Origin of the sequence: Roseovarius sp. E0-M6 (assembly GCF_037083845.1) — a bacterium.
Taxonomy (GTDB): Bacteria; Pseudomonadota; Alphaproteobacteria; order Rhodobacterales; family Rhodobacteraceae; genus Roseovarius.
In genome coordinates this window covers 221,549-246,199 of record NZ_JBAPLA010000002.1, presented here as the reverse complement: position 1 = coordinate 246,199, position 24,651 = coordinate 221,549, and the positions used below count along the sequence as shown (strand labels likewise).

Genomic DNA, 24,651 nt, shown 5'->3' with positions numbered 1-24,651 from the left:
AAAGACCTCATGAGCGATAGTCGGCGTTTATCTCAATATAGCGATGGGTGAGATCACAGGTCCACACATGAGCGGTTCCGCCACCCAGACCCAGATCGACACTGATCTGCAAGTCGGTCTGCTGCATATAGTTTGCTGCGGTCTCTTCGTTATAGCCCGGGCTTACCCATCCATTTTCGGCCACGAGCAGGTCGCCAAACCATATCGAAAGAAGGTCACGATCCGCCGGAGCGCCTGATTTTCCGATTGCCATAACGATGCGCCCCCAATTCGGGTCTTCGCCGGCGATGGCCGTCTTGACCAGAGGTGAATTGGCGATCGAAAGCGCATGGGTGCGGGCGTCCACGTCTGATGATGCACCTGTAACCACGATTTCGACGAACTTGGTCGCCCCTTCCCCGTCTCGCACGACTTGATGCGCGAGATCCAACATGACGCGTCGAAGGCCTTCCATAAAGTTTAGAGAGGTCTCATTTATCTTGACCCCCGATGCGCCCGTAGCGGCAACGAGAAGCGTGTCTGATGTCGACGTATCGCTATCGACCGTGATGCAATTGAAGGTCTGTTCATTGAGGGCGGACACCATGGACTGAAGGACAGGCCGCTCTACAATGGCGTCGGTGAAGATGTATACCAACATCGTCGCCATATCGGGGGCAATCATGCCTGATCCTTTGGCAATCCCGGCGATGCGTACAGTCTCTCCATTGATCTGAATCTCGGCGTGTGACCCCTTGGCGAAGGTGTCGGTCGTCATGATAGCACGCGCAGCTTCGGCAATAGTGGCTTCGCTTAGTTTGTCTGCCAGATTATGGATCTTCGAAACAATGCGGTCATGCGGCAGAGTTTCGCCAATGACGCCGGTAGACGATGTGAAGACCCGAGCCATCGGAACGTCAAGTGCCTCCGCAACAGCGGAGGTAACTGCCTTCACGGATGCAACACCATGCTTTCCAGTAAAGGCATTGGCATTACCGGAGTTTACAAGAATTGCTGCACCGGCTTCACTATGCACCCCAATCTTTTCCTGACAATCGAGCACGGGCGCGGCCCGTGTGGAAGATTTTGTGAAGACACCGGCGATGGTGCTGCCAGCAGCGAGATGCGCGAGCATTACATCCGGGCGACCGGAATATCTGACACCGGCCTCCACGGTGGAGAAACGAACTCCACCGATAACTGGCATGGACGGGAAAGAACTAGGCGCAAGCGGGGAAACCGGGATATCTTTGCCCATTCACTACTCCTCGAGAAGGTCAATATTGTTGAGCACCGATGGATCCATCGTCTCGGCAGAATCGCGATTTACCTCGACAGCCTTAGAAAGCTCTTCGATCCGGGCCTGAACTGCCTCTTGACGTATCTGCTCTTCAATTTCGCCCCGTACCTCCGCAAGATCGGGTGTGCCTTGAAGGCGGGTCTCTTCCAACTTGATCACGTGCCAGCCAAATTGAGTCTCAACCGGGTTTGAAACGCTACCGGGCTCCATTTCGGCCACAGCGGAGCCAAACGGCTCAACCATCATATCAGCAGTAAACCAACCAAGCGCACCACCATTGGGGCCTGAGGGACCGGTAGAATGCTCACGCGCCAAAGTCGCAAACTCGGCTCCGTCTTTGAGAGACGCTACTAATTCGTTGGCCTTTTCTTCGGATTCGACAAGGATATGCGAAGCTTTGAATTCGGTTGGCTTGGCCGACTCGGCATAATTTTCTTGATAGACCTGTTGAACTGCTTCGTCCGTAATCGCGTTTTTACTGATCCGTGCGAGAATTTCGCCAGCAATGATCGCTCTGCGCTCATTTTCAAGCGTGAGCTGCGCTGTCTTGGAGAGTTCTCCTTCAAAGTTTTCCTCAAGAATGGCTTGCTGGATCAACTGATCCAAAATGCCTTCGAACAGAATCTCTGCCGGAAGCTCTGCCACTTGTTGGGGCAGCCCTGCGCGCAACACGATCATATGGCCAAGCGTTATGTCGGTTCCATTCACAGTTGCCACAACGGTGTCCGCCGTTGGTGCTTCGTCCGCGAGCGTCGGCACGCCAGCAGCAGACATTGTAAAGACGGCGGCAAAGGTAAGAGGACGGAGACTATTTAGCATGTTGGTATCCTTTGGACATACAGCCCGTAGAGCTGCGTGGGTGCGTGACGTTGACACTCAAGAACCAGCCCCTTACATCGCCTTAAGATCAAGGCGGAACCCGTGCCTTTACGCCTGTTGTAGGGTGGTGTGAAACAGGGGGCAAGCAATTGCCCCGAATGGGTGGCCAAATGAAAAAAGCGGAGCGGATATGCTGGGATTTGGAACGGTTACCAAAAAGATTTTTGGCACGCCGAATGACCGTAGGATCAAGGCAACTCGCCCGTTGGTCGCCAAGATCAATAGCCTTGAGCCAGACTTCGAAGCCCTGAGCGACGACGAGATCAAGGCAAAGACCGAGGAATTGGCCACGCGGGCGATGAAGGGTGAAAGTTTGGATGATCTCCTGCCCGAAGCTTTCGCAAACTGCCGAGAAGCAGCTAAACGTGCGTTGGGCCTGCGTGCATTCGATGTTCAGCTTATGGGCGGCATTTTCCTCCATCAGGGCAATATATCGGAGATGAAAACCGGCGAGGGCAAGACGCTGGTGGCGACTTTTCCCGCCTATCTCAACGCACTTACGGGCAAAGGCGTGCATATCGTCACCGTGAACGATTATCTCGCCAAACGGGATGCGGATTGGATGGGTAAGGTCTACGGAGCTCTCGGTCTTTCGACTGGTGTGGTCTATCCCCAACAGCCCGCCGGCGAGAAAAAAGAGGCTTATGCCGCCGACGTGACCTATGCCACCAATAACGAGTTGGGTTTTGATTATCTGCGCGACAATATGAAATCCACACTCGAGGAGATGTCGCAAAGGGGGCACAACTTCGCGATCGTGGACGAGGTGGATAGCATTCTGATTGATGAAGCACGGACGCCCCTCATCATTTCTGGTCCCGCTGAAGATCGCACTGATCTTTACAAATCAATCGATATAGTCATTCCCGAGCTTTCAGATGAGCACTTCACCATCGACGAGAAATCTCGAAATGTTACCTATACCGACGAGGGGAACGAGTTTCTTGAAGAGTTGCTTCACCAACGTGGGCTTCTGCCGGAAGATCAGTCCCTTTACGATCCGGAAAGCACGACAATCGTTCACCATGTGAATCAGGGCTTGCGCGCGCATAAGCTGTTCCAGAGGGACAAAGATTACATCGTTCGCAACGGTGAGGTCATGCTCATTGATGAGTTCACCGGCCGGATGATGCCGGGCAGGCGCCTCTCCGATGGCTTGCATCAGGCTATCGAGGCCAAGGAAGGCTGCAAGATCGAACCTGAGAACGTGACCATGGCGCAGGTGACATTCCAGAACTATTTCCGCCTCTATAACAAACTTTCGGGAATGACCGGCACCGCAGCGACCGAGGCTGAAGAATTTGCCGAAATTTATGGGTTGGGCGTGGTCGAAGTGCCCACAAACAAGCCGATCACGCGCGAAGACAAGGACGATGCTGTATATCGTTCCGTAGAAGACAAATACGCGGCGATCATTGATGCAATTGCCGAGGCACATAAAAAGGGTCAGCCGATTCTGGTTGGAACAACGTCCATCGAGAAATCCGAAAAGTTGAGTGAACTTCTCACTGAAGCCGGCATAACGCACAACGTCCTCAACGCCCGCCAACACGAGCGCGAGGCGCAGATCGTGGGGGATGCCGGTAAGTTGAATGCCGTGACAATCGCGACAAACATGGCCGGGCGCGGCACCGACATTAAACTCGGTGGCAATGTCGAGATGAAAATCATGGAGGCCATTGCTGCTGATCCCGAAACAGACCCCGAAGAAATTCGTGAACGGATCGAGGCAGAACATGCCACGGATGAGCAAGCGGTCATAGAGGCCGGAGGGCTTTTTGTCTTGGCCACTGAACGGCATGAAAGCCGCCGCATCGACAACCAGTTGCGGGGTCGCTCGGGACGTCAGGGAGATCCCGGTAAATCAGCCTTCTTTCTAAGCCTCGATGACGATCTGATGCGCATATTTGGCTCGGAACGGCTTGAAAAGGTGCTGTCAGGTCTTGGCATGAAAGAAGGTGAGGCGATTATACATCCTTGGGTGAATAAGAGCCTTGAACGGGCCCAAGCCAAGGTCGAAGGCCGGAATTTCGATATCCGCAAACAACTCCTGAAATTCGATGACGTGATGAACGAGCAGCGGAAGGTTATCTTCAAGCAGAGACTCGACATCATGCAGGCCGAAGACCTTTCGAATATCGTTCAGGACATGCGCAACGAGGTGATTGACGATTTGGTCGATCAGCACATGCCGCAGAAAACCTATGCTGATCAGTGGGACACCGAAGGACTGCATGAAGCTCTCAAGGAAAGCCTGAACATGGATCTTCCTGTCATTGCATGGGCAGACGAAGAGGGCGTGGATGATGAACAAATCGCAGAACGTATCGAATCCGCCGCTGACGATATGATGGCCCAGAAAGCTGTGAAGTTCGGGCCGGAGACCATGCGCATGGTCGAAAAGCAAGTACTCCTGAGCACCATCGATACCAAATGGCGCGAGCATCTGGTCACACTGGAGCATCTGCGCAGTGTCGTTGCCTTCCGCGGTTATGCGCAACGTGATCCCTTGAACGAATACAAGACCGAAGCGTTCACACTCTTCGAATCTATGCTCGACAGCCTTCGTCAGGACGTGACACGCCAGCTTGCTATGGTGCGGCCCATGTCCGACGAAGAGCAGAAAACCATGATGGATCAGATGCTGGCGCAACAGGCCACGGTCGAGGGCAATGGTGATACGGAAGAAGCCGAAACCAAGACCGAAAAAATACCTGAATTTGACGAAAACGATCCGTCGACTTGGGGAAATCCGGGGCGGAACGATCCATGCCCGTGTGGCTCCGGCAAGAAGTTCAAACACTGTCACGGCAGGCTTTGACCAAGTAGCCAAAGCCCTAGAACGATCTTATCAGCGCCATATGTGCGCCCAAGTCTGAAGGCACAAATCTTCCATTCCGAAGGCGGATTGGGAGATTTGGTATGTCCAAGATCAAGTATGCATCACTGGCCTGTGGCACCTTGGCGGTGGCCATTACCGCTGCGCATTTCATGCAAAGTGACAACGCGCCCCGGCAATCAATGATGCCCGCACAGACGCAAACTGACGCGACGAAGGTGAAGGCTGCGGACCAAGCCGAGAATGCCACCAATAGCCTTCAAATTAAGGATGTCACGCTGACGTCGGCGCTTCCGTCAATGCCGGAGGCGTTTGATAGCCCGCTGGCCGCGTTGCCAGCAGCGGCGCCCGCGCCGGAAATTGCGGAGCAGGCTCCTTTGCCGGATTTACCGCAGGAGGAAAGCGTTCCAAGCTTGAATTGCGAATATCTTCTGACCGCGAAGGCCGAAGTGCGCGCTATGGTGCGTCTAACACTTAACGCCCGTTGTCTTGAAAACGAACGCTTCACATTGCACCACAATGGCATGATGTTCACAGGCGTTACCGATGCCGAAGGCCAAAGCGAAATGCTTGTTCCGGCGCTTTCAACCGAGCCGGTTTTCATCGCTGCGTTCCTGAACGGAGAAGGCGCGGTGGCAAACGCCAAAGTGCCTGCGTTCACGGAATATGACAGGAGAGTTGTGCAGTGGAAGGGTCCAAGTGGGCTTCAGTTGCATGCACTGGAAGCGGGGGCGGAATATGGTGATCCAGGTCACATCTGGGCCGGTGCCGACCAAGACAAAGCGGCGTCTGATGGATTTCTGGTTCGGTTGGGAAACCCTCAAGCCGCCGAGCCTCTGATGGCTGACGTCTATAGTTTCTCAAGCGGAGCGGCCTTGAGCGCAGATGTAGCATTGAGTGTTGAGGCGGAGGTTACGCGCGAAAACTGCGGACAGGATATTGAGGCGCAAACACTGGAGTTTTCGACCGGTGGCGAAATACGATCCCAGGATCTGACACTCTCAATTCCGGATTGCGGTGCGGTTGGTGATTTTCTGGTGTTGAAAAACCTTCTCGATGACCTGAAGATCGCGGGCAACTGATCCGCAGCGAATTCGGGGGCTTCCCATGAAAAGGCTTTGTGCGGCGATATTCGCCGCACTTTCAATTTTGGCCTCTGGGTTCCAGGCCCATGCGCAGGATGTCACCCTGACGTCCCGCGATGGCTCGGTTGAAATCAACGGTGACCTGTTAAGTTTCGATGGTGAATTCTATCGCGTGAATACCATTTATGGCGATCTGACCGTCGATGGGTCCGGCGTGCTCTGCGAAGGCCCAGGATGTCCAGATCTCACCAATTTTGTTGCGGAAATACGTTTGTCCGGGCCGCCGGTTGTGGGGCGCGTGTTGATCCCTGCACTGCTTGAGGCGTTCGGTCAAAAGGAAGGCTATGAATTGGTGATCGTCGACGGCGACGAAGCTCGCCGTGTCACCTATTCTCTTCTCGACCGGGATACCGGAAAACCACGTGGCAGGTTGTTCTTTCACTTGACCAACGCGGACGAAGGCTTTGCCGATCTACTTGCCAACGAAACAGACATTGTCATGACGCTTCGCGAGGTGCGGAAAGCTGAGGCGCTCAGAGCCGAAGAGGCGGGCATAGGCGATCTAACAGATCGGAGACGAAGCCGGGTTTTGGCACTTGATGCACTGGTGCCACTCGTCACGAACGACAACCCCGTTCAAAGTATCACCACGGCGCGCCTAGCTGAGGTTCTGTCTGGAAAAATAGTTAACTGGCAGGAGCTTGGCGGCCCTGACGCGCCGATAGCGGTACACCTTCTTGCGCCTGAATCAGGGCTGGGACAGGCAACGGAAGACCGCATGTTGATTGGTGAGGAAACATCGTTTTCAGAAAATGCGACCCGGCACCGCGATTCGCGTGCCTTGGTCTCTGCCGTCACGCGTGACCCATTCGCCATCGGTGTTGGCAGCAGGTCGGACGCGGGATTGCTTCGCGAAGTTGCCCTAACTGGCGCATGTGGATTCGAGATGATGGCAACACGCCAAAGCGTCAAGACCGAGGATTACCCCCTTACGGCGCCCATATTTTTGTATAGCCCCGCACGGCGTTTTCCGAGGCTGGTACGTGAATTTCTTGCTTTCTTGAACACCCCCTCCGCCCAGCTTGTCATCCGTCGTGCAGGATTTGTTGATCAGCTTCCCGAAGAGATCCCTGTCGATTCACAAGGCGACCGCTTTGCCAATGCGGTATTGCGAGCAGGCGACGAAGTGAGCCTTGAGGACTTGCAAAAGATGGTATCGTCGCTGACACCGCTCAAGCGGCTCACGACCACCTTTCGGTTCGAAGCGGGCTCTGCGCGGCTTGACGCTCAATCAAGGTCTAATGTCACACAGCTGGCTCAGGCGCTGGAGCGCGGTCTCTATGACACCCGGCGTTTGGTGTTCGTGGGGTTCAGTGACGGCGACGGGCTGGCCAATGTCAATCGCCGTATCGCGAAGCGTCGCGCCGCTGCGGTACAGTCGGCCGTGACCGAGGCCGCGGAAACAGCCAACCTTGAGCGTTTAAAGATTGAAACTCTGGCATTTGGAGAAGCAATGCCCATGGCTTGCGATGATAGCGAGTGGGGAAGGCAGGCCAATCGACGTGTCGAAGTATGGGTCCGCTAAAGGCGTGTCAGCGGCGCCTAAATATAGCCGTCTGCCCGAAAGCTTAAATTGCAGGTCTGCCCGACGATTACGTGATCGTGAAGCCTTATGCCCATGGTTCCTGCCGCCGCCTCTACCCTCTGGGTCATCGTGATATCGCTTTCTGACGGAGTCGGATCGCCGGAAGGGTGATTGTGAACCAGAATCAAGGCCGAGGCATTCAATTCGAGTGCGCGCTTGACCACCTCCCGCGGATAGACCGGAACATGGTCCACAGTCCCGCGTGCCTGTTCCTCGTCGGCGATAAGGACGTTTTTCGTATCTAGAAAAAAAACCCGGAACTGTTCGGTTTCGCGATGTGCCATCGCAGTTCTGCAATAGTCGAGCAATGTCGACCAACTGCTTATCACCTGCCGGCGCATCACCCGCGCACGCGCGAGCCTATGAGCAGCGGCTTCGACAATCTTGAGTTCGGCCACGACCGCACTGCCAACGCCGTCTATTGAGATCAGGCGTTCCGGTGCTGCGGAGACAACCCCATTGAAATCTCCAAACTGATCCAGAAGCTGGCGCGCCAACGGTTTTACATCCCGGCGGGGGATGGCACGGAACAACACAAGCTCCAGCATCTCATAATCAGGGAGGGCGTTTGCGCCGCCGGCAAGAAATCGTTCGCGCAGACGCTTGCGGTGGTCGCGGATATAAGAGGGTTGCCCCCTGTCTTCCGGTGCGGCCCGAGAGATCGCTTTATCCGGTTCGAAGAGTGGCAAGGCTGGATCTGAGAAACCGACGGGGCGCGACATGTCTCAAAAATGAGGCATAGATGGTTAACACCGCGTTAAACTCCGGCCAACGCGCCATTGATCCGCAGGCCCGTATTGTCGCATACCAAGGGCGAACCAGCCGAGGATATCGAAATATGGATCTTAGACCGATTACTGATGGCTTTGCCGTTGCACCGCAAATTCTGCCTGAAGATGTGATCGCAATTCGTGACGCCGGATATCACAGTATCATCTGTAACCGACCCGATGGCGAAGAATACGGTCAGTGCAGCCACAGCGAAATCGAGACAGCCGCCCGGGAAATCGGACTAGAGTTCAAGATGCTACCAATTCAGTCCGAAATTGTTACGGAAAACGCCGCTGCTGAATTTCAAGATGCTTTGCAGACCTTACCCGGCCCGATCCTTGCGTACTGTCGTAGTGGGACACGCTGCACGATGCTGTGGAGTATTGTAAAATTCGGAGAGTTGCCACCGGAGGTCATTTTGCAGAAAACCGCAGAGGCGGGTTACGACATGTCGGGTCTTGTCGCTCAACTCCAAGAGATGCAGAACCGATGACAGTGAGCTGGGTCGCCATTGGGCGATATGGGAACACGTGGTTGGCTTGCCTCATGGACGGTGCCGTCCTTGTGGAAGAAACATTTGAATCCACGAGGGAAGAGGCGCTTTTTGGTAAGAAGGTCCGGCCCGAACGTGTGATCGAAATTGGAGGCGATGACGCGGCTGCGCCGATTGCACTCTTGCCCGAAGCGGGTAGGATTTCAGAGGTTGTACAGGCGCGGCCAGCAGATCGATTGACCGCCTGGACTCGTATCGAGATCGCTGGATTTCTTGATACGCGGCCAAATTGGGATGGTGTCATTTGTCGTGTGACCCGTGATAACACATATTGGATTCACGTTAGCGCCAACGAGATCATTAGTTTTCAAGGATTTGCCACCGGCCGAATAATCGTCGCCTTGGGGGGCGCCGAGACTGCAAACATCGACGCTATGGACGAAGCTATATCACGGCCCGAAACGCTTGCGTTGCTTCTGCGACGAGCCGAGCTGGCTGAGAAACCGGATGCCGTAACCGGCGCACTCTTGGGCGCGGAATTGGCTGCTACAAGGCCTTACTGGCTGGGTCAGGCCGTAGGGCTGATCGGATCGGAGTGGCCTTATGTCGCTGCGCTGGATCGAATGGCAGTGCCGAGCGAGCAAGAAGCGCCCGAGGACATGCGCGCGCGTGGTCTGGCTGTGGTCGCGCGGCGATTTGGGTTTGCAAAGCTTGGCCCATAAAGCTTCTGAGGGCCACTTGAAGCAGACGACCAGTATATTGTGGTCGCCTGCTTTAGGTTAGTTTTCTGCGTTCATGAGCCCTTCTGGCTGACCCACGACCACGAAGGTGAGTTGATCCGGTTTGAGGTATTCCCGCGCAGCCCGGTTGACATCCTTGAGCGTGACGGCGTTCACCCTATCGTTTCGGGTCGCGATATAATCCACGGGCAAGCCTTCCATCTGCATACCGACGGCGATATTGGCAATCGGGCCGTTTCCGTCAAACCGAAGTGGATAGGCGCCGGTGAGATAGGTTTTGGCGTCTTCCAATTCTTCTTCGGTAACCCCGTCGTTGCGAATTTTTGCCCATTGATCACGGATCACCTTGATGGCCTCGGCCACGCGGTCGTTTGCAGAGGAAACTGAGCCTGCCCAGAGGTCGGCGCTGTCCTTGTTGACCAGATATGTATAGACGCCGTATGTCAGTCCGCGTTTTTCTCGCACTTCTTGCATGAGACGGCTTTCGAAGCCACCGCCTCCGAGAATGTGGTTGAGAAGATAAACCGCAAAGAAATCGGGGTGATCACGATCAATTCCGGGTTGTGCGAATACCGCGACAGATTGCGGCGTTTCGAAGGGAATGACCTTTGTCTCGCCTGTTAAGGTCACCTCAGCGCGTGGGGGCAAAGGCGCGCCGGTTTTCGGCAAACCATCAAGCAAGTCATCGAGTAGCGTTCCCAACTCTTCCTTGGTGATGTCTCCCGCCGCGCTGACATAAAGTCTGTCGCGCGCCATGGTCGTGCGATGAGCGGCAACAACGTCCTCCCGTGTGAGCGAGGAAACAGACGAGACCGTGCCGTTGCGCGATGTGGCATAGGGATGGTCATCGTAAATGAGCGTGTCGAGCGCATTAGAAGCAATACTGCGGGGCTCCTTCTTATCTGATCGAATGATCGACAGAATTTGCGCGCGGACCCGATCGATGGCGTCTTGATCAAAGCGCGGGTTGATCAGGCTCTTTCGCAGGTGGGCTATGGCTTCATCACGATTTTCGCTAAGAAACTTGGCCGAGACGGTCAGGACGTCGTCATATACGTCATACTCGAATGACGCAGCAAGCTCTTCGGTGCGCTTTGCGAACTCGCGGGCGTTCATATCGCCCGCACCTTCTTCAAGCGTCGCGGTCATCAAGGTCACCGCCCCGCGCTTTTCCGGTTCATCCAGGGCCGCGCCGCCCCGAAACCTAAGCTCCAGCGCAACAAAGGGGATCGAGTGCTCTTCGACCAGCCAAGCTTCTATTCCGCTGGAAGTTGTGAACTCAGTTATATCCACCTCTGCGGTTGCCGGAGCAGCAATCGCAAGTGAGAACAGGAACAAAACGAATGCACGCATCATTGCGACACCTCCGAAGCTGTCAGCCAGCCGGTGACGGAGTTTCTGGCTTGGAATACATCACGGGCCGCGCTCATGATCTCGTCCGCTGTGACCGCATCAATTATATCTGGCCACGCCTGTATGTCCTCAACCGAAAGCCCAACCGCAAGGGCGCGTCCATAGCGGTTTGCCAAGGCTTGAACGTCATCGCTGGCATAGATGCGCGCGGCCCGCAGTTGCATCTTCAACCGTGCGAGCTGATCCTCGTTCACCCCTTCGTCAAGAAACTCTGCAATCGCCTTGTCTAGCGCCGCTTCGGCCTCAACAAGAGAGACTCCCTCGACGGGCACGACGCCAAGGCTGAACGTTGAATCATCAAGGACGGTACCACTATACCAGGCCGAGCTTTGAACCGCGATTTGCTCCTCGAACTGAAGCTTTTGAGTTAGAACCGACGTAATACCACCCCCCAAAATTTCACTCAGAAGTGTAAGAGCTGCGGCTTTTTCCTGATCTCCGGAATCACGTTCGGGCGCAAGATATGTGCGAGAGACATACGGCTGCGCAACGCGCGCATCTTTCATCTCCATGCGTCGTTCCGCCAACTGCGGCGGTTCTTGCGGACGGTCTCGCGGGGGCAGGTCCTTGTTTGCGGGGATGGGAGCATAGTGCTTTTCAGCAAGAGCGCGGACGTCTTCTGGGGTTACATCCCCGGCCACGACGAGGATCGCGTTGTTTGGCGCATAATGCGTTGAATAAAAGTCCAAAGCATCGTCAAGATCAAGCGCTTCCATTTCGTGCCGCCACCCGATGATGGGGACACCGTATCGGTGGTTAAGATACTGTGCTGCACGGCGCTGCTCGCGAAAGAGTGCGCCAGGGCTGTTTTCAACCCTCTGATTGCGCTCTTCGATGATCACATCCCGCTCGGTTGCGATATCTTCTTGTGAAAGTTGCAGGTTGACCATCCTGTCGGCTTCCATCTCCATCATCAAGTCAAGACGGTCGGCGGCGACACGCTGGAAATAGGCGGTATAATCATAGCTCGTGAAGGCGTTATCTGACCCGCCGTTGCGTGCGACCGTCGCAGAAAGCTCTCCCGGCTCAAGGTTTTTTGTGCCTTTGAAAAGGAGATGTTCAAGGAAATGGGCTACGCCAGACGCGCCGGGAACTTCGTCGGCCGAACCGGCCTTGTACCAAACCATATGAACGACCACAGGGGCGCGGTGATCTTCTATGACCACTACCTCCATACCGTTGTCCAATGTAAAGTCGGTGACCCCTTCCGCGGCTTGGGCGGGCAGGGCAGAGATCAGACAGGTCGCAACTATCGCAATCAAAGCGCGCATCGGTCCTCCAAAAGCAGGTGTTTCATCAGCGGATAGATACGCTCTTTCGACCCGCATTCAACCGCACTGACGAGGACGTGAGCAAGAACCAACTCGCGCTTATCATTCAGGCGGTGGTGCAGAGGGGGTGGCTATGCCTCGCCGCTGCAACCTTTGACGCTCGGCATCGGCATCAAGCCATTGGCGCTTGTAGGCCGTTGTATAGTCGTCCACCGGGCCGATACGCAGGATATTGACCCGCCCGTGTTTGCGGCGCACTTCCCTGTCTTCTTTTGCAAGAGTTTGGCGAATGCCGGGTGTTACGCCTTCCCGGCGCACATGATTTATGAGACCTGTCTCATTGGCGGAAACCCCGCGACTAAGGACAGCAGCGTTACCACCCAATGCCTCTATGCCTTCTGCTTCGGGGTTCTGATCGACAAGGTTTACGCCGCCCGGATTAGGGGCCGGCAAATTGTTGTAGCTGTCGGGTGATTGCAGGGGCTTCGTTGGCAGAATGGTGAATTCATCCGGTCCTTCGCCTGAGTTCTGAAAGCGCGTCAGCTTCACATCCCCATTGCGGTTTCCACACGCCGTAAGTGTGACCGCGACCGCCGTAAGCATGATAAAGATGTTAGCCTTGCGCATCATGTGCCTCCACAGGATTTGCCCGGAGTTCTAACGCATCGTGTGACCGGCGTCACGCGGGCTTTTCGGTATTGCTGAAAATCACCACACCTAGGGCACCGGCGAATACCGCAATATCTGCGACGTTGAACGCATAAGGGTTATCAAGACCGCAGCAAGACATGTTGAGAAAGTCTGCAACCGCGCCATAAACAATGCGATCTACGACATTTCCCAAGGCGCCACCAACCAAAAGCCCGGCGGCAATTTTTTGCCACCGGCCAGCGGGGTCCGCGCGGACCCACCATAGAACAGACGCCGAAATGACAATCGCAACGAGGATCAATACCCATCTTGTCAAATCCGAGTCGCCGGACAAGAGGCCAAAATTGATCCCATAGTTCCACGCCATGCGAAAGTTGATGAATGGCGACCAAACATCAATGGCGCCAACCTCGCGAAGGTTCATCGCATGAACGACGATGTACTTGGTCAATTGGTCCAAAGCGAAGGTGATCAGACCGGCCCAGAATACCAGACGCATCGAGTACCTCCTCAATGCCTGAAATGGCGCATGCCGGTCAGGACAACGGCCAGCCCCGCCTCATCTGCGGCGGCAATCACATCGTCATCGCGCATTGATCCACCGGGGTGGATGACCGCCGTCGCCCCGGCCACCGCCGCAGTCAAAAGTCCATCGGCAAACGGAAAGAACGCGTCGGAGGCGACGACCGAACCGCGTGTAAGCGGTTCGGGCAGGCCAAGCGCCTCGGCCATATCGAGAGCTTTGCGCGCGGCAATCCGGCAACTGTCGATCCGGCTCATTTGGCCTGCGCCGACACCAACGGTTGCCCCGTCCTTGGCATAGACAATGGCATTTGATTTCACATGCTTGGCGACTTTCCAAGCAAACAGCATATCACTCATTTCCTGCTTGGTCGGTGCCCGTTTGGTAACGACCTTCAGATCACCTTCAGAAATCACACCGTTGTCCTTGTCCTGCACCAGAAAACCTCCGGAGACTTGAGCGATGGTGCGTACCGCTGCCGCGGGATCCGCAAGGTCGCCGGTCGTCAGCAGGCGTAGGTTCTTTTTGCCAGCAAAGACAGCTTTCGCATCGTCATCTGCGCTAGGCGCGATGACAACTTCGGTGAAGATCTGGCAAATCTCTTCGGCTGTGGCTCCGTCAAGCGGTTGGTTTAGCGCGATGATCCCGCCGAACGCGGAGGTTCTATCACAATCGAAAGCCCGCATATAAGCTTCCTTGAGCGTCGCGCCACGGGCCACACCACACGGATTTGCATGCTTGATAATCGCACATGCGGGCCCCTCCCCGGGGGCAAGTTCGCTTACCAATTCGAATGCTGCATCCGTGTCATTGATGTTGTTATAGCTCAGCTCTTTTCCCTGATGCTGCACTGCGGTCGCGACACCTGGACGCTTGGAGCCATCGACGTAAAACGCGGCATTCTGATGTGGATTTTCACCATAGCGAAGCTCTTGGGCAAGAGTGCCGGCCACCGTGCGGCGGCGTGGTGTGCGGTCCTGCTGCTGATCCGCCATCCAGCCCGAGACCGCGGCATCATACGCTGCGGTGCGCGAATAGGCCGTCATGGCCATTTTCTGCCGGAACCCGAGTGTCGTTTGCTGATCATTGGCGCGTAACTCGGCAAGCAATGCGTCGTAATCTTCGACATCAACAATGGTCGTAACAAAACCGTGGTTTTTGGCTGCCGCGCGGATCATCGCGGGCCCACCGATGTCTATGTTCTCAATGCAGGTTTCGTAATCTGCCCCTTCCGCGACCGTCGCCTCGAAGGGATAAAGATTCACAATCAGAAGGTCGATCGGTGCTATGTCATGCTTTTCCATGGCGGCCGCGTGCGCTTCGTTATCCCGCAAGGCCAGAAGCCCTCCATGCACCTTGGGATGAAGTGTCTTGACCCTGCCATCCATCATTTCTGGAAAACCGGTGAGATCAGCGACATCTCTGACTTCGAGATCCGCGTCACGCAGGGTCTTGGCGCTGCCGCCTGTGCTGACAAGGTCGATCCCCATCTTTGCGAGTGCCCGGCCAAGCTCAACGAGACCGGTTTTGTCTGAAACTGAAAGTAGCGCGCGTTTTACGGGCGCAAGATCGGAAGAAGGCATGGGCGGCAATCCCTAGTTGGTCGTGTCAATCGGGTCCTCTGCCGGCGGGATCGGATCGTCAAGTGTGACGTCGCGAATACCGATTGGCGTATCCTGAGCCTTTGCCAGGGACCATCTGATGCGGGTCGCATACTCCATTGCGCGCCCGGATAGAACAATCTGTTTGGTCGCACGTGGCCTTAAACGCGATTTTTCCAGATAGACACTCGCCGCGACGGACATCTTGGCCGATCCATCGCACCGAAATATCCATATCTCACCACTTTTGAGCGCGACTGAGATTGCGTTGCCACCCATGTCCATTGTGGCGTCGGCATCCGGGTGCAGGTGAAAGCGGATATCGAAGGCAAGCCCATCCAAAGTTGTCGCATCGAGCGCACGGTCAAACCGGCTTTTGCCACGGTTATCAAGCGCGATCAGCATATCTTCCCCGGCGATCCCGCGACCATCGAATGTCATGTCGATACTGCGAGCGTGTGTTAGCCCGAAACGCCGCACATATCCGTCATGAGCGCCTTCGAAACGCAACCCGTCACTCGCCTGATGTAGTTCGATAGGCACCTTTGTTGGTCCAGAGACGAGCCAGTTCTCGCTGGGGCCTGGTGGGCCCAGACGCGCGCTTGATTCCCCTGCCAAAACCAATGTCGAATGCGAAGGTGTCGCGCGTCCCGCCCGCCGCCACTCAGGACCAAAGCTTTGGCCTGAACCACAATTTACAATGAGGGGGCGGCGCCCCGACGTAAGCTCGAACGCCAGCGTCGAGGCATGTGCTTCACCTGATGCCGCACCTGCGGGCGGGGCACTCGCATCAATTATGATGCTCGTTCGCCCGGCACTGAGGCGGGCAAACCCCATCGAAAGGCCGTCGGGCGCGCGCGTCTTGGTTCCGCTTGAGGCCAGTGCCGAATCGAGCCGACCCTCCAGACCGCGCCCGCCCCCATGAAACCGAGCAAGCCCTCCGTCGGCGTGCCGTAAGGTGCGCAACGTCGGAGCAATGAGTTCGATCGCGTTTTGAAGGGGGTCTTTTGGCGTCTGACCCGCCTCTTCAAGCGCGGTGGCCGCCCATGTCAGCAACATAAAGACATCCAGAAGGTCTTCCGGGTTACGTGATGGGAGCAATCCGGTATGGGAGAGCCCAGTGTCGCACTCTTTGGCAAGCGCCGTATTGGCGGGAGCGACAAAGGTGCTCATCCCTTCCAGTGAAAGCCCGGCATATAGAAGCCCCGTCAGAGCTTCGATGCGGGGCAGGCCGGGGCGTGCAGCATGCCATCGTTTTCCAAGGAACTGTGCCTGCTGCCCGAGTGAGCGCATGAAGGCCTCGGATTGTTGGGTATCCAGCCCGCGCATGATGAAAAAAGCGTGACTGATCCAGCGTATCAGGCGCCGACCGGTGAGGTCTGGCGTCCAACCGGGCCCCGAGCCGGAGCCATAGCGCTGGGTCCACTCCCAGATCCATTGCTGGGCCTTTTCGCGCGCGGTTATGTCACCCGTCGCCGCGAGATCATCAAGCCATGCGAAGCCGTGAAGCTCTTTAGAGAAGGGCTGATCCGGCGCAGGTACATCCCAAATGCTAGTGTCCGGAGCGTGAACAAGTTGCCCGGCAAAGAGAAAATTACCCGAACAAAGTTGCCTCCCCTTGGCGAAGCTACCAATCGAGCGCGGCTCAGGTTGCGAGAGGAACGCCGTTGCGGGGCGCGTCATCGCAGCCCGCCAAGCCGTAAGCCGGTTCATGAAATGCGCCCAACGCGCGGATATCTCCCGGGACGTCCACATCAACCTAGCCTCTACGCGCTCTTGTCGGCGCCTCTCCGCTCAAACTATACATAGCAGGAACGGGTGAGTCACCGCCAAAGGCGTCACCGGCGAAGAAGTGCCATGTAAAAACCATCCATCCCGCCCCGTTCAGGCCAGTAATCGGGACGAAGGCGAAGTCCTCCTTCTTCGGTTACCCATCTCGGATCAACCCCCTCAATTTTAAGAGCGTCCCGGTCCACTGATAGACCGTCATGACGGGCAAGCGCCTCTTCGACTTGGCATTCGCCTTCGTCGGGGAGCAGGGAACATGTGCAATACATGAGGCGGCCACCCGGCCTGAGCAGTCGCAGCGCATGATCGAGCATCTCGGCTTGAAGGGAAATCATCTCTCCTATATCCGAGCCATCCTTGGCAAACGGCAGGTCAGGATGACGCCGAAGTGTGCCCGTGGCCGAGCATGGCGCATCAAGCAAGATGGCGTCGAACAGTCCTTCATCATAGTCCTGCGCTTTCATCGTGATGCATGTCGCCGAAAGGTCGGTCCGTTCAAGGTTTTCTCGGACGCGACGCATCCGTTCTTCGGACATGTCCAAAGCGGTGACATCAGCCCCAGACGCCGCAATCTGAAGAGTTTTCCCGCCTGGTGCCGCGCATAGGTCAAGGACGGTTTCGCCTTGTTTAGGGTCTAGAATTCGGACCGGAAGCGCCGCTGCCGCGTCCTGCACCCACCACTCTCCTTCGGCAAAGCCGGGCATCTGGGATACTTGTCCAGGGCTCGTGACGCGCACGGACCCACTCGGAAGGACCATGCCATCGGTTTGTTGCGCCACATGCTCCGCATCCTCCTTCGGAGTCAGATCAAGCGGGGCACCGGCGTAATGCGCAGCCTCCATTGAGGTAACCGCACCCGGCCCATATGCCGTCAAAAGCGGAGACCGCAGCCAACTGGGAAGGCGGGGCGTTCTAAGATCGTTCCACGATCGTGGCGCTGTATCGCTCAACTTGCGTAAAACAGCGTTGATTAGACCCTTGTAACGAACCATCCGATTGTTTGATGAAACCATTCCGACAGCTTCGCCCACAACACCATGAGCGTCCCCGCCACGAGCCAATTCAACCGTGGCAAGCCGCAATATGTTGCGAATGTGCAGGGGTGGCTTCTTTTGAATGTGGCGCCCAATGAGCCTGTCAGCGCGCTCGATGCTTCGCAGCGTGTCGGTTGCGAGGCGCTGCGCACGGGCTCGCTCTGCTGGCTCAAGTCGTAAAAAGCTGCTGGTGGTCAGCAAATCAGATAGCATGCGTCCGTCACCAATTACCTGATCAAGCAGCCACACAGCACTTCGACGTGCAGAACCCTGTGGTTTGCTCATGTTGGCTCTCCTTGATCATTGCCAGAGGCGGCATATAACAATGACTGAGCAGTTAAGGAAGCCTGACATGAGTAAGCCCGAAAACAACCTGACCCCCGAAGCGCTGAGGGCGTTGGCCGAAGCCGAGGCCCGGAGACAGACTGAAAAGTCAGAACCCTTGCCCAAAGAATTGGGTGGTAGACAGGGGCCAGAGCCGGTGCGCTACGGCGATTGGGAAAAGAAAGGCATTGCCATCGACTTCTGACCGGGGATGGCTTGCCTATCGAAGGACAAGATCGGCGAATTCGCCCTGACCTCGATCAGAGATAAATCTCAACGTGCTTCCTTGCACCGCGACCGCCTGACAATTCGCACCGAGATTTCTCGATCCCCAATAAAGCTCTCGGCAAAAATAGCCCGAGGACCATTGCCAGGCACCACTGACCTCACGACCGAAGGCCCGGCCTTCGATATCTCCGGTAGGCGTAACAGAGAGTCGAATTCCGAAACGGGTCAGGTCGCGGTTTTGGATGAGTGAAACAAATCGGTCCTTATTGTCGATCTTTATAAAATCTCCGGCGACCGCAGGCAAAGCCACGCCCACTGTCAGAACCATTACTATTAAGATACGCATGGGTTTCCCCTTTGCTGACATACCTTCGGTCTACGTGCTGAAGTGACGATCAGATCAAAATTGGTGGGCTTGAAGTTTTAGGTGGGGTGCATGGGACGCCCAGATCAAAAGGAGAAGATGATGGCCTCCCTACCGGATTTCAGGCTCGAAACGCATTTCGCCAAGTGGGAGTTTACGGCCCGCTATCACCTTACGGCGTCCGATGCTGAAAGCATGTCATTGCCTGACCTTCTGGCGATGGCATCGGATGAAGATAGGGCGGGTTTCGAAGAAATGTGGCTCGGATACACCGAAACCTGGGGTGCGCCTGATCTTCGTTCTGCCATCGCAAATACTTATAAGACACAAACAATGGACCACGTCGTCTGCTTCGCTGGAGCAAGCGAAGGGATATTTGCGGCCAACTCGGTTCTTCTCGAAGCTGACTCGCATGCCATTGTTGTCACACCTAACTACCAGTCTCATGAAACACTCCCCCAATCTATCTGTAGCGCCACCGGCGTGCCGCTCGATCCGAATGATGGATGGTCTCTCGATATTGATCGCGTGAAACATGCGATTCGCCCGAACACGCGGCTTCTCACCATAAACTTTCCCCATAACCCGACCGGAGCAATCCTCCCGCATGACAGGTATCTCGCGCTAATTGACCTGTGCCGGCACCATGGAATCTGGATATTGCATGACGAGATATTTCACGGGCTTGGACCAAGCGACGCCGAGCATCTTCCTTTCGTTGCCGATGAATACGAACGGGGGCTTTCCCTTGGTGTGATGTCGAAATCCTACGGGCTGCCAGGGCTTAGGGTTGGCTGGATCGCCTGTCAGGATCGGACCGTGCTCTCAAAAATGGAGCGATTGAAGCATTATCTTTCGATATGCAATTCCGGGCCGAGCGAGCGGCTAGCCCTGATCGCACTCAAGAACCGCGAAGCAATCCTGAGGCGCAACTGCGGGATCGTGGACGAAAACCTGCCGAAATGGGATGCGTTTTTCGCCCGGCACCCTGATCTTTTCGAATGGCAGCGTCCCGATGGCTCATGCATGGCCTTTCCGCGTTACCTTGGCTCTGAGGGCGTCGAGGAATTCGCTCGATCATTGGTCGAAGAGGCGGGTGTGCTTCTGCTGCCGTCCACTATTTATTCATCCAGTCTGACGGACACACCGAAAGACCGGTTTCGTCTTGGGTTTGGGCGGCGCGGTCTGGATCAGGGACTTGCCGCGTTGGATGCCCATTTAAGATGAAACAGAGACTGATTTCAGCTTAAGCCAAGAACATCCAGCATGTCGAAGGCACCAGGCCCTTTGCCAATCCCCCAAAGCGCGGCCTTGAGTGCGCCCCGCGCAAAAACACCACGATCAGTGGCAACATGGCGTAAAACGATACGCTCGCCCGCTCCTGCAAAAAGGACATCGTGCTCTCCGACGATGTCTCCGCCGCGAATGGCGGAAAAACCGATATGCCCGCGTTCTCTTTTTCCCGTGATCCCATCGCGCCCACGGTCCGCTGCGGCATCAAGCGATACGTTTCTGCCTTCCGCAGCGGCCTGCCCCAACATCAGCGCGGTGCCGGACGGGGCGTCGACCTTCTGATTATGATGCGCTTCGATCACTTCGATATCGAAATCCTCGTCAAGCGCTTCCGCGACCTTGCGAGTAAGTTGAACGAGGAGATTGACGCCAAGGCTCATGTTGCCGGCACGAATGATAGTTGCGTGGCGCGCGGCGGCGTCAATCTTGGCCGTGTCGTCTTCGGTCAGACCAGTTGTTCCAATCACATGAACAGTACGGGCCTGCGCCGCGAGCGCGGCATAGTCGACCGAGGCAGCAGGCGAAGTGAAATCGATCACGGCCTGAGCCTGCGCGATGGGTTCAAGCGGATCATCCGAAACAATAACCCCGAGCTTGGCGCCGCCCATAGCTTCCCCAAGATCATGACCGATCCAAGCGTGCCCAACACGTTCGATGGCGCCTGATACGCGGGCTTTGCCACTTTCGGTGATGGTCCGGATCAGCATCTGGCCCATACGCCCCGACGCGCCAGTAATCACAATGCCCGGCAATTCTGTCATTTCTGGACTCCCCTTCTTTCCGCCCTTCCTTAGCGCCATGCCGCCGGCTTGGCAAAGGGCGTGAGAAGGCTTAGATGGGGCGAATGGCAAAGAACAAGTTTCATGACGGGCCCGGCCCTTCGCAAAGACAACTTCGCGTCGGAGAACTTATCCGGCGGACTCTCTCGGATGTGCTCATGCGGGGCGATATTCACGACCCGGACCTGAATCGTTTTTCGGTAACGGTTGGTGAAGTCAGAACATCACCAGATCTCAAGGTGGCCACAGCATATGTGTTACCGCTTGGCGGAGAGGGGCAGGATGAGATCGTGGGCCTGCTTGCCCGCAATCAGGGCGAGTTGCGCCGAATCATCGGTCGAAAGCTTTCGCTGAAATACGCGCCAGAACTTCGCTTCAGGCTAGATAGAACCTTCGACCGGATGGACGAGACGCGCCGTTTGTTCGAGCAAGACGACGTTCGCCGTGACGTGGAGGACTAGCCTCGCGGGCCTTTTGGGCCTGATTTTGTCGCCACAGGTGGCCGGTGCAGTAGAGTGTGAACGTGTCACGCATCGCGGTGCAGCGTTCACCATCTGCAAAGTCGACGTGATCAAAGAGCATGTCCGCCTTTTCCACAGTTACAACGGTGAGGTTTTGGGAAGCTTTCCGCGCGTTGCCCAACATTTGGAGTCCGAGGGAAAAACCCTCACCTTCGCTATGAACGCGGGAATGTATCACAATGATCTTTCGCCGGTCGGGCTCTTTATCGAAGAAGGCGTGGAGACCGCCCGCATCGTAACCTCCGATGGCCCAGGGAATTTCGGCCTGCTTCCCAATGGCGTCTTTTGCGTGCGCAGCGGCCGCGCGGATGTCATCGAGAGTCTGCGCTTCGTCGAGGAGCAACCGAATTGTCGCTTTGCCACTCAATCGGGCCCCATGTTGGTGATCGACGGAAAGTTGCATCCAAGGTTTCTTGAAGACAGCGATAGCATTCACATCCGCAACGGGGTCGGCACATCCCGTGACGGTCAAACCGTGGTTTTTGCGATTTCCGAAGACCGGATCAATTTCCACACATTCGGAACGCTTTTCCGCGATGTGCTCAAACTCCCAAATGCACTTTATTTCGATGGTAAGGTGTCGCGCCTATATGCGCCGCAAATGAACCGACATGATCGCGGTTTTCCGATGGGCCCCATAGTGGGCGTTGTGGAATAGCGGCAATAGGCGCCGTCTGACGTGGACCTTTTCCGCCTCCCTGCTAGTTAGCGTTTCGATGACACGCCACCGTTCAAAATGATTACGGATCAGGACCTCAATCGCGGTTCTGTCGGGCGGGCGCTTACACGTGTAAGCGCCCCGATGACCGTTGGCATATTGGGTATTCTGTCTGTCGGTTTGGCCGACGCGTTTTTTCTTGCGCGTCACGGCGAAGCCTCCTTGGCCGCCATAGGTTTCATTTTTCCGGTAATCACGGCACTCACCTCACTGTCCATCGGTCTCTCGGCCGGGACAAGCGCCGTTCTTTCTCGCGCTATCGGCAGTGGCGCGCAAAGCGATGCACAGGTCCGCATGACACTTCATGCCATCCTTTTGGGGGCGGGCCTGTCTTGCGCCGTTGCCATCGTTTTTTACAGCGGTGCTCGTGAGTTGTTCTCGCTCATGGGAGCTCGGAACGAGGTGCTGGAGGCGGCCTTGGGTTACGTGCCCTATTGGTGTCTGAGTTTTCCTCTGCTCGTGATGGGCATGTCCCTGAATTCGGCCTTCCGGGCAGCCGGGAAAAGCGAGGTCGCGGCGATCGTGATGGTGTTTCAGGCAGCAGCCAATATCGCACTCGACCCGCTGATGATATTCGGGCTTGGTCCCATCCCCGAGCAAGGCACAGCGGGGGCTGGTCTCGCGACGTTGATCGCCCGCGCACTCGCTTTCACCGGCGTGTGCCTCTTCGCGGCAAAGGTCCGTGCGCTACGATTTGATTGCGCGCCCTTGCGCAACATTTGGATTTCGTTCCGCGCTATCGGGCGCGTCGGCGCCCCCGCCGCCTTGTCGAATGCCATCAACCCGGCGGGGATGGCAATTGTAACGGCCGCAGTTGCCACGATCGACGACTCAGCGGTTGCGGGCTTTGGTGCGGCAGGACGTGTTCAGGCCTTCCTGATTGTGCCGATGCTGGCGTTATCTTCAGGCATCGGGCCGGTCGTTGGACAGGCATGGGGAGCGGACAAGACCGAGCGCGCAAGGAATGCTGTGCGGCTCTGTTTCCTGACCTGCCTTGTCTACGGGCTGACCGTGGCGGCGACACTTCTGGTGCTTGCCGATCCCGTCGCCGATCTCATGACCGGCGGCGATGGCGCAGCGAGTTACACCGCCTCCTACCTGAGATATGTGAGCTGGGGTTTCTTCGGATACGGCATATTGATCACCGCAAACGCCGCCATGAATGCCCGCGATCGCGCGCTTTGGTCCATGACACTGAGCGCGACACGTATTTTCGTGATTTACGTCCCGCTGACATGGATCGCCGTCTGGGTGGTTGGTTATTCAGGAGTGCTATTCTCAACTGTTTTTGCGAATGTTCTTACGGCTTGGGGCGCGCTAATCGCGTGTCAGGCGGTGGGCTTGCTGAGCGTGCGGCAGAGATTGATATCTGTGCCTGCTGAATGGGTTCGGTCGAAGCTTGAGCGCGCTTGAATTGACAGGCCCGCAGGGCTGGGCTAGGTCGCGCCTTTCCGGGAAGCACGAGGATAGTTCGAGTGGCACGCAGACGTAAGGGACGGGACATTTCTGGCTGGCTGGTGGTGGACAAGCCGGCCGGAATTACGTCCACAGCCGTGGTGAACAAGGTCCGCTGGGCATTGCAGGCCAAGAAGGCAGGGCATGCTGGAACGCTCGATCCCGAGGCAACCGGCGTCTTGGCCGTCGCGCTTGGCGAAGCCACCAAGACGGTGCCTTTCGTGACAGATGCGCTCAAAGCGTATCGCTTTGTCGTGCGGTTGGGGCAGGCAACCAATACCGATGACGCCGAAGGAGAGGTGACAGCCTCGAGCGACCTGCGCCCGACGGACGCCGAGATCAAAGCTAAGCTGGGGAACTTCGTGGGCGAGACCATGCAGATTCCGCCCAAATTCTCCGCCGTCAAGATAGATGGTCAGCGCGCCTACAAGCTCGCCCGCGACGGCGAGGATGTCGAGATCGAGGCACGACCGCTATGGGTCGAGGAACTGACACTGATCGATCGGCTCGACGCGGATCGGGTCGAATTGGAAATGGTCTGCGGCAAGGGTGGCTATGTGCGCGCGATCGCGCGCGACTTGGGTGAGGCACTCGGATGTTACGGGCATGTGGCGTGGCTGCGTCGTGTATGGTCAGGCCCTTTCGAAGCGGAGCAGGGCATCTCAACTGAAGAAATCGAACGTCTGGCACATGATCCTGACTTGGATGCGCATATTCTGCCATTGGAAGTTGGGCTTTCCGATTTGCCCGAGCTTCGCGCAACCCCGGAGGGTGCGGCACGAATGCGCAATGGCAACCCCGGTATGGTTTTCGCCGCCGGCGACACTGAGTATGGTGAGGAATGCTGGGCCTCGTTCGATGGCCGCGCGGTAGCGGTCGGAGTTTACAAGGCAGGCGAGGTGCATCCCTCCCGGGTCTTTGTCGACAGTTCAAGCTCCTGAGTCGTTTCCTCCTCTT

At 56.4% G+C, this 24,651-nt stretch carries 23 protein-coding genes and 1 pseudogene; 11 read left to right on the top strand and 13 right to left on the bottom strand.

The genetic code is table 11. From position 1 onward, the window contains the following. Window positions 1-7: 7 nt before the first annotated feature. On the bottom strand, window positions 8-1,237 hold the full coding sequence (gene argJ / locus V8359_RS07590) for a bifunctional glutamate N-acetyltransferase/amino-acid acetyltransferase ArgJ (protein ID WP_336428164.1): 1,230 nt from the start codon (window positions 1,235-1,237) through the stop codon (window positions 8-10). Window positions 1,238-1,240: 3 nt separating this feature from the next. Continuing rightward, the gene (locus tag V8359_RS07585) at window positions 1,241-2,098 is read right to left on the bottom strand and encodes a peptidylprolyl isomerase (RefSeq protein WP_336428163.1); all 858 of its coding nucleotides are present in this window, start codon (window positions 2,096-2,098) and stop codon (window positions 1,241-1,243) included. A 190-nt stretch (window positions 2,099-2,288) separates the two neighbouring features. Here V8359_RS07585 and secA point away from each other — a divergent pair, with 190 nt between their 5' ends. The 3 genes from secA (at window position 2,289) to V8359_RS07570 (ending at window position 7,667) form a co-directional block, all read left to right on the top strand. After that, on the top strand, window positions 2,289-4,979 hold the full coding sequence (secA, locus tag V8359_RS07580; protein WP_336428162.1) for a preprotein translocase subunit SecA: 2,691 nt from the start codon (window positions 2,289-2,291) through the stop codon (window positions 4,977-4,979). Window positions 4,980-5,080: 101 nt separating this feature from the next. Further along, window positions 5,081-6,079 (top strand): hypothetical protein, encoded by a 999-nt coding sequence (locus tag V8359_RS07575; protein WP_336428161.1) that lies wholly within the window; start codon window positions 5,081-5,083, stop codon window positions 6,077-6,079. A gap of 25 nt (window positions 6,080-6,104) precedes the next feature. Then, the gene (locus tag V8359_RS07570; RefSeq protein WP_336428160.1) at window positions 6,105-7,667 is read left to right on the top strand and encodes a substrate-binding domain-containing protein; all 1,563 of its coding nucleotides are present in this window, start codon (window positions 6,105-6,107) and stop codon (window positions 7,665-7,667) included. Between the two features lie 17 nt (window positions 7,668-7,684). Here V8359_RS07570 and radC read toward each other — a convergent pair whose 3' ends face one another. After that, on the bottom strand, window positions 7,685-8,449 hold the full coding sequence (radC, locus tag V8359_RS07565) for a RadC family protein (RefSeq protein ID WP_336428159.1): 765 nt from the start codon (window positions 8,447-8,449) through the stop codon (window positions 7,685-7,687). Window positions 8,450-8,469: 20 nt separating this feature from the next. Here radC and V8359_RS07560 point away from each other — a divergent pair, with 20 nt between their 5' ends. Then, complete coding sequence (locus V8359_RS07560) at window positions 8,470-8,991, top strand: TIGR01244 family sulfur transferase (RefSeq protein ID WP_336428158.1); 522 nt, start codon at window positions 8,470-8,472, stop codon at window positions 8,989-8,991. A 53-nt stretch (window positions 8,992-9,044) separates the two neighbouring features. Then, window positions 9,045-9,713 (top strand): 2-dehydro-3-deoxygalactonokinase, encoded by a 669-nt coding sequence (locus tag V8359_RS07555; protein ID WP_336428157.1) that lies wholly within the window; start codon window positions 9,045-9,047, stop codon window positions 9,711-9,713. A gap of 57 nt (window positions 9,714-9,770) precedes the next feature. On the opposite strand, the gene V8359_RS07550 is transcribed toward V8359_RS07555, so the two are convergent. The 8 genes and pseudogenes from V8359_RS07550 to V8359_RS07515 all read right to left on the bottom strand — a co-directional run. Next, a complete protein-coding gene (locus V8359_RS07550; RefSeq protein WP_442970348.1) occupies window positions 9,771-11,084 on the bottom strand; it encodes a M16 family metallopeptidase in 1,314 nt (437 codons plus the stop codon). Beyond that, complete coding sequence (locus V8359_RS07545; RefSeq protein WP_336428155.1) at window positions 11,084-12,415, bottom strand: M16 family metallopeptidase; 1,332 nt, start codon at window positions 12,413-12,415, stop codon at window positions 11,084-11,086. Before V8359_RS07545 ends, V8359_RS07550 begins: the two co-directional genes overlap by 1 nt. Window positions 12,416-12,517: 102 nt before the next feature. Continuing rightward, window positions 12,518-13,045 carry a DUF3035 domain-containing protein gene (locus V8359_RS07540; RefSeq protein WP_336428154.1) on the bottom strand — a complete coding sequence of 176 codons (528 nt, stop codon included), beginning with the start codon at window positions 13,043-13,045 and terminating at the stop codon, window positions 12,518-12,520. A 49-nt stretch (window positions 13,046-13,094) separates the two neighbouring features. Next, complete coding sequence (lspA, locus tag V8359_RS07535) at window positions 13,095-13,565, bottom strand: signal peptidase II (protein WP_336428153.1); 471 nt, start codon at window positions 13,563-13,565, stop codon at window positions 13,095-13,097. Between the two features lie 11 nt (window positions 13,566-13,576). Continuing rightward, window positions 13,577-15,172, bottom strand: a complete 1,596-nt coding sequence (purH, locus tag V8359_RS07530; protein ID WP_336428152.1) for a bifunctional phosphoribosylaminoimidazolecarboxamide formyltransferase/IMP cyclohydrolase — start codon at window positions 15,170-15,172, stop codon at window positions 13,577-13,579. Window positions 15,173-15,184: 12 nt separating this feature from the next. After that, a complete protein-coding gene (locus V8359_RS07525) occupies window positions 15,185-16,945 on the bottom strand; it encodes a heparinase II/III family protein (RefSeq protein WP_336428151.1) in 1,761 nt (586 codons plus the stop codon). Between the two features lie 83 nt (window positions 16,946-17,028). Continuing rightward, entirely contained in the window at window positions 17,029-17,820 is a 792-nt protein-coding gene (locus V8359_RS07520) for an RsmB/NOP family class I SAM-dependent RNA methyltransferase (RefSeq protein ID WP_336428604.1), read from the bottom strand. Window positions 17,821-17,934: 114 nt separating this feature from the next. Further along, window positions 17,935-18,297, bottom strand: a pseudogene (locus V8359_RS07515) (transcription antitermination factor NusB); the annotation flags it as partial. Between the two features lie 67 nt (window positions 18,298-18,364). Here V8359_RS07515 and V8359_RS07510 point away from each other — a divergent pair. Next, the gene (locus tag V8359_RS07510; protein WP_336428150.1) at window positions 18,365-18,541 is read left to right on the top strand and encodes a DUF1674 domain-containing protein; all 177 of its coding nucleotides are present in this window, start codon (window positions 18,365-18,367) and stop codon (window positions 18,539-18,541) included. Between the two features lie 15 nt (window positions 18,542-18,556). Here the strand turns inward: V8359_RS07510 and V8359_RS07505 are convergent, their stop codons facing one another. Further along, window positions 18,557-18,910, bottom strand: coding sequence for a dihydrodipicolinate reductase (locus V8359_RS07505; protein WP_336428149.1), 354 nt, complete (start codon window positions 18,908-18,910; stop codon window positions 18,557-18,559). A gap of 90 nt (window positions 18,911-19,000) precedes the next feature. Here V8359_RS07505 and V8359_RS07500 point away from each other — a divergent pair, with 90 nt between their 5' ends. After that, entirely contained in the window at window positions 19,001-20,155 is a 1,155-nt protein-coding gene (locus V8359_RS07500; RefSeq protein WP_336428148.1) for a pyridoxal phosphate-dependent aminotransferase, read from the top strand. A 14-nt stretch (window positions 20,156-20,169) separates the two neighbouring features. On the opposite strand, the gene dapB is transcribed toward V8359_RS07500, so the two are convergent. Beyond that, complete coding sequence (dapB, locus tag V8359_RS07495; RefSeq protein ID WP_336428147.1) at window positions 20,170-20,982, bottom strand: 4-hydroxy-tetrahydrodipicolinate reductase; 813 nt, start codon at window positions 20,980-20,982, stop codon at window positions 20,170-20,172. A gap of 83 nt (window positions 20,983-21,065) precedes the next feature. Here dapB and rbfA point away from each other — a divergent pair, with 83 nt between their 5' ends. From rbfA to truB, 4 genes are all read left to right on the top strand, one after another. Beyond that, a complete protein-coding gene (gene rbfA, locus V8359_RS07490) occupies window positions 21,066-21,461 on the top strand; it encodes a 30S ribosome-binding factor RbfA (RefSeq protein ID WP_336428146.1) in 396 nt (131 codons plus the stop codon). After that, a complete protein-coding gene (locus tag V8359_RS07485; RefSeq protein ID WP_336428145.1) occupies window positions 21,445-22,179 on the top strand; it encodes a phosphodiester glycosidase family protein in 735 nt (244 codons plus the stop codon). The genes rbfA and V8359_RS07485 overlap by 17 nt, the downstream gene beginning before the upstream one ends. Before the next feature lie 144 nt (window positions 22,180-22,323). Then, window positions 22,324-23,652 (top strand): MATE family efflux transporter, encoded by a 1,329-nt coding sequence (locus V8359_RS07480; protein WP_336428144.1) that lies wholly within the window; start codon window positions 22,324-22,326, stop codon window positions 23,650-23,652. 62 nt (window positions 23,653-23,714) lie between these two features. Next, window positions 23,715-24,635, top strand: a complete 921-nt coding sequence (gene truB / locus V8359_RS07475; RefSeq protein ID WP_336428143.1) for a tRNA pseudouridine(55) synthase TruB — start codon at window positions 23,715-23,717, stop codon at window positions 24,633-24,635. Window positions 24,636-24,651 lie beyond the last annotated feature (16 nt).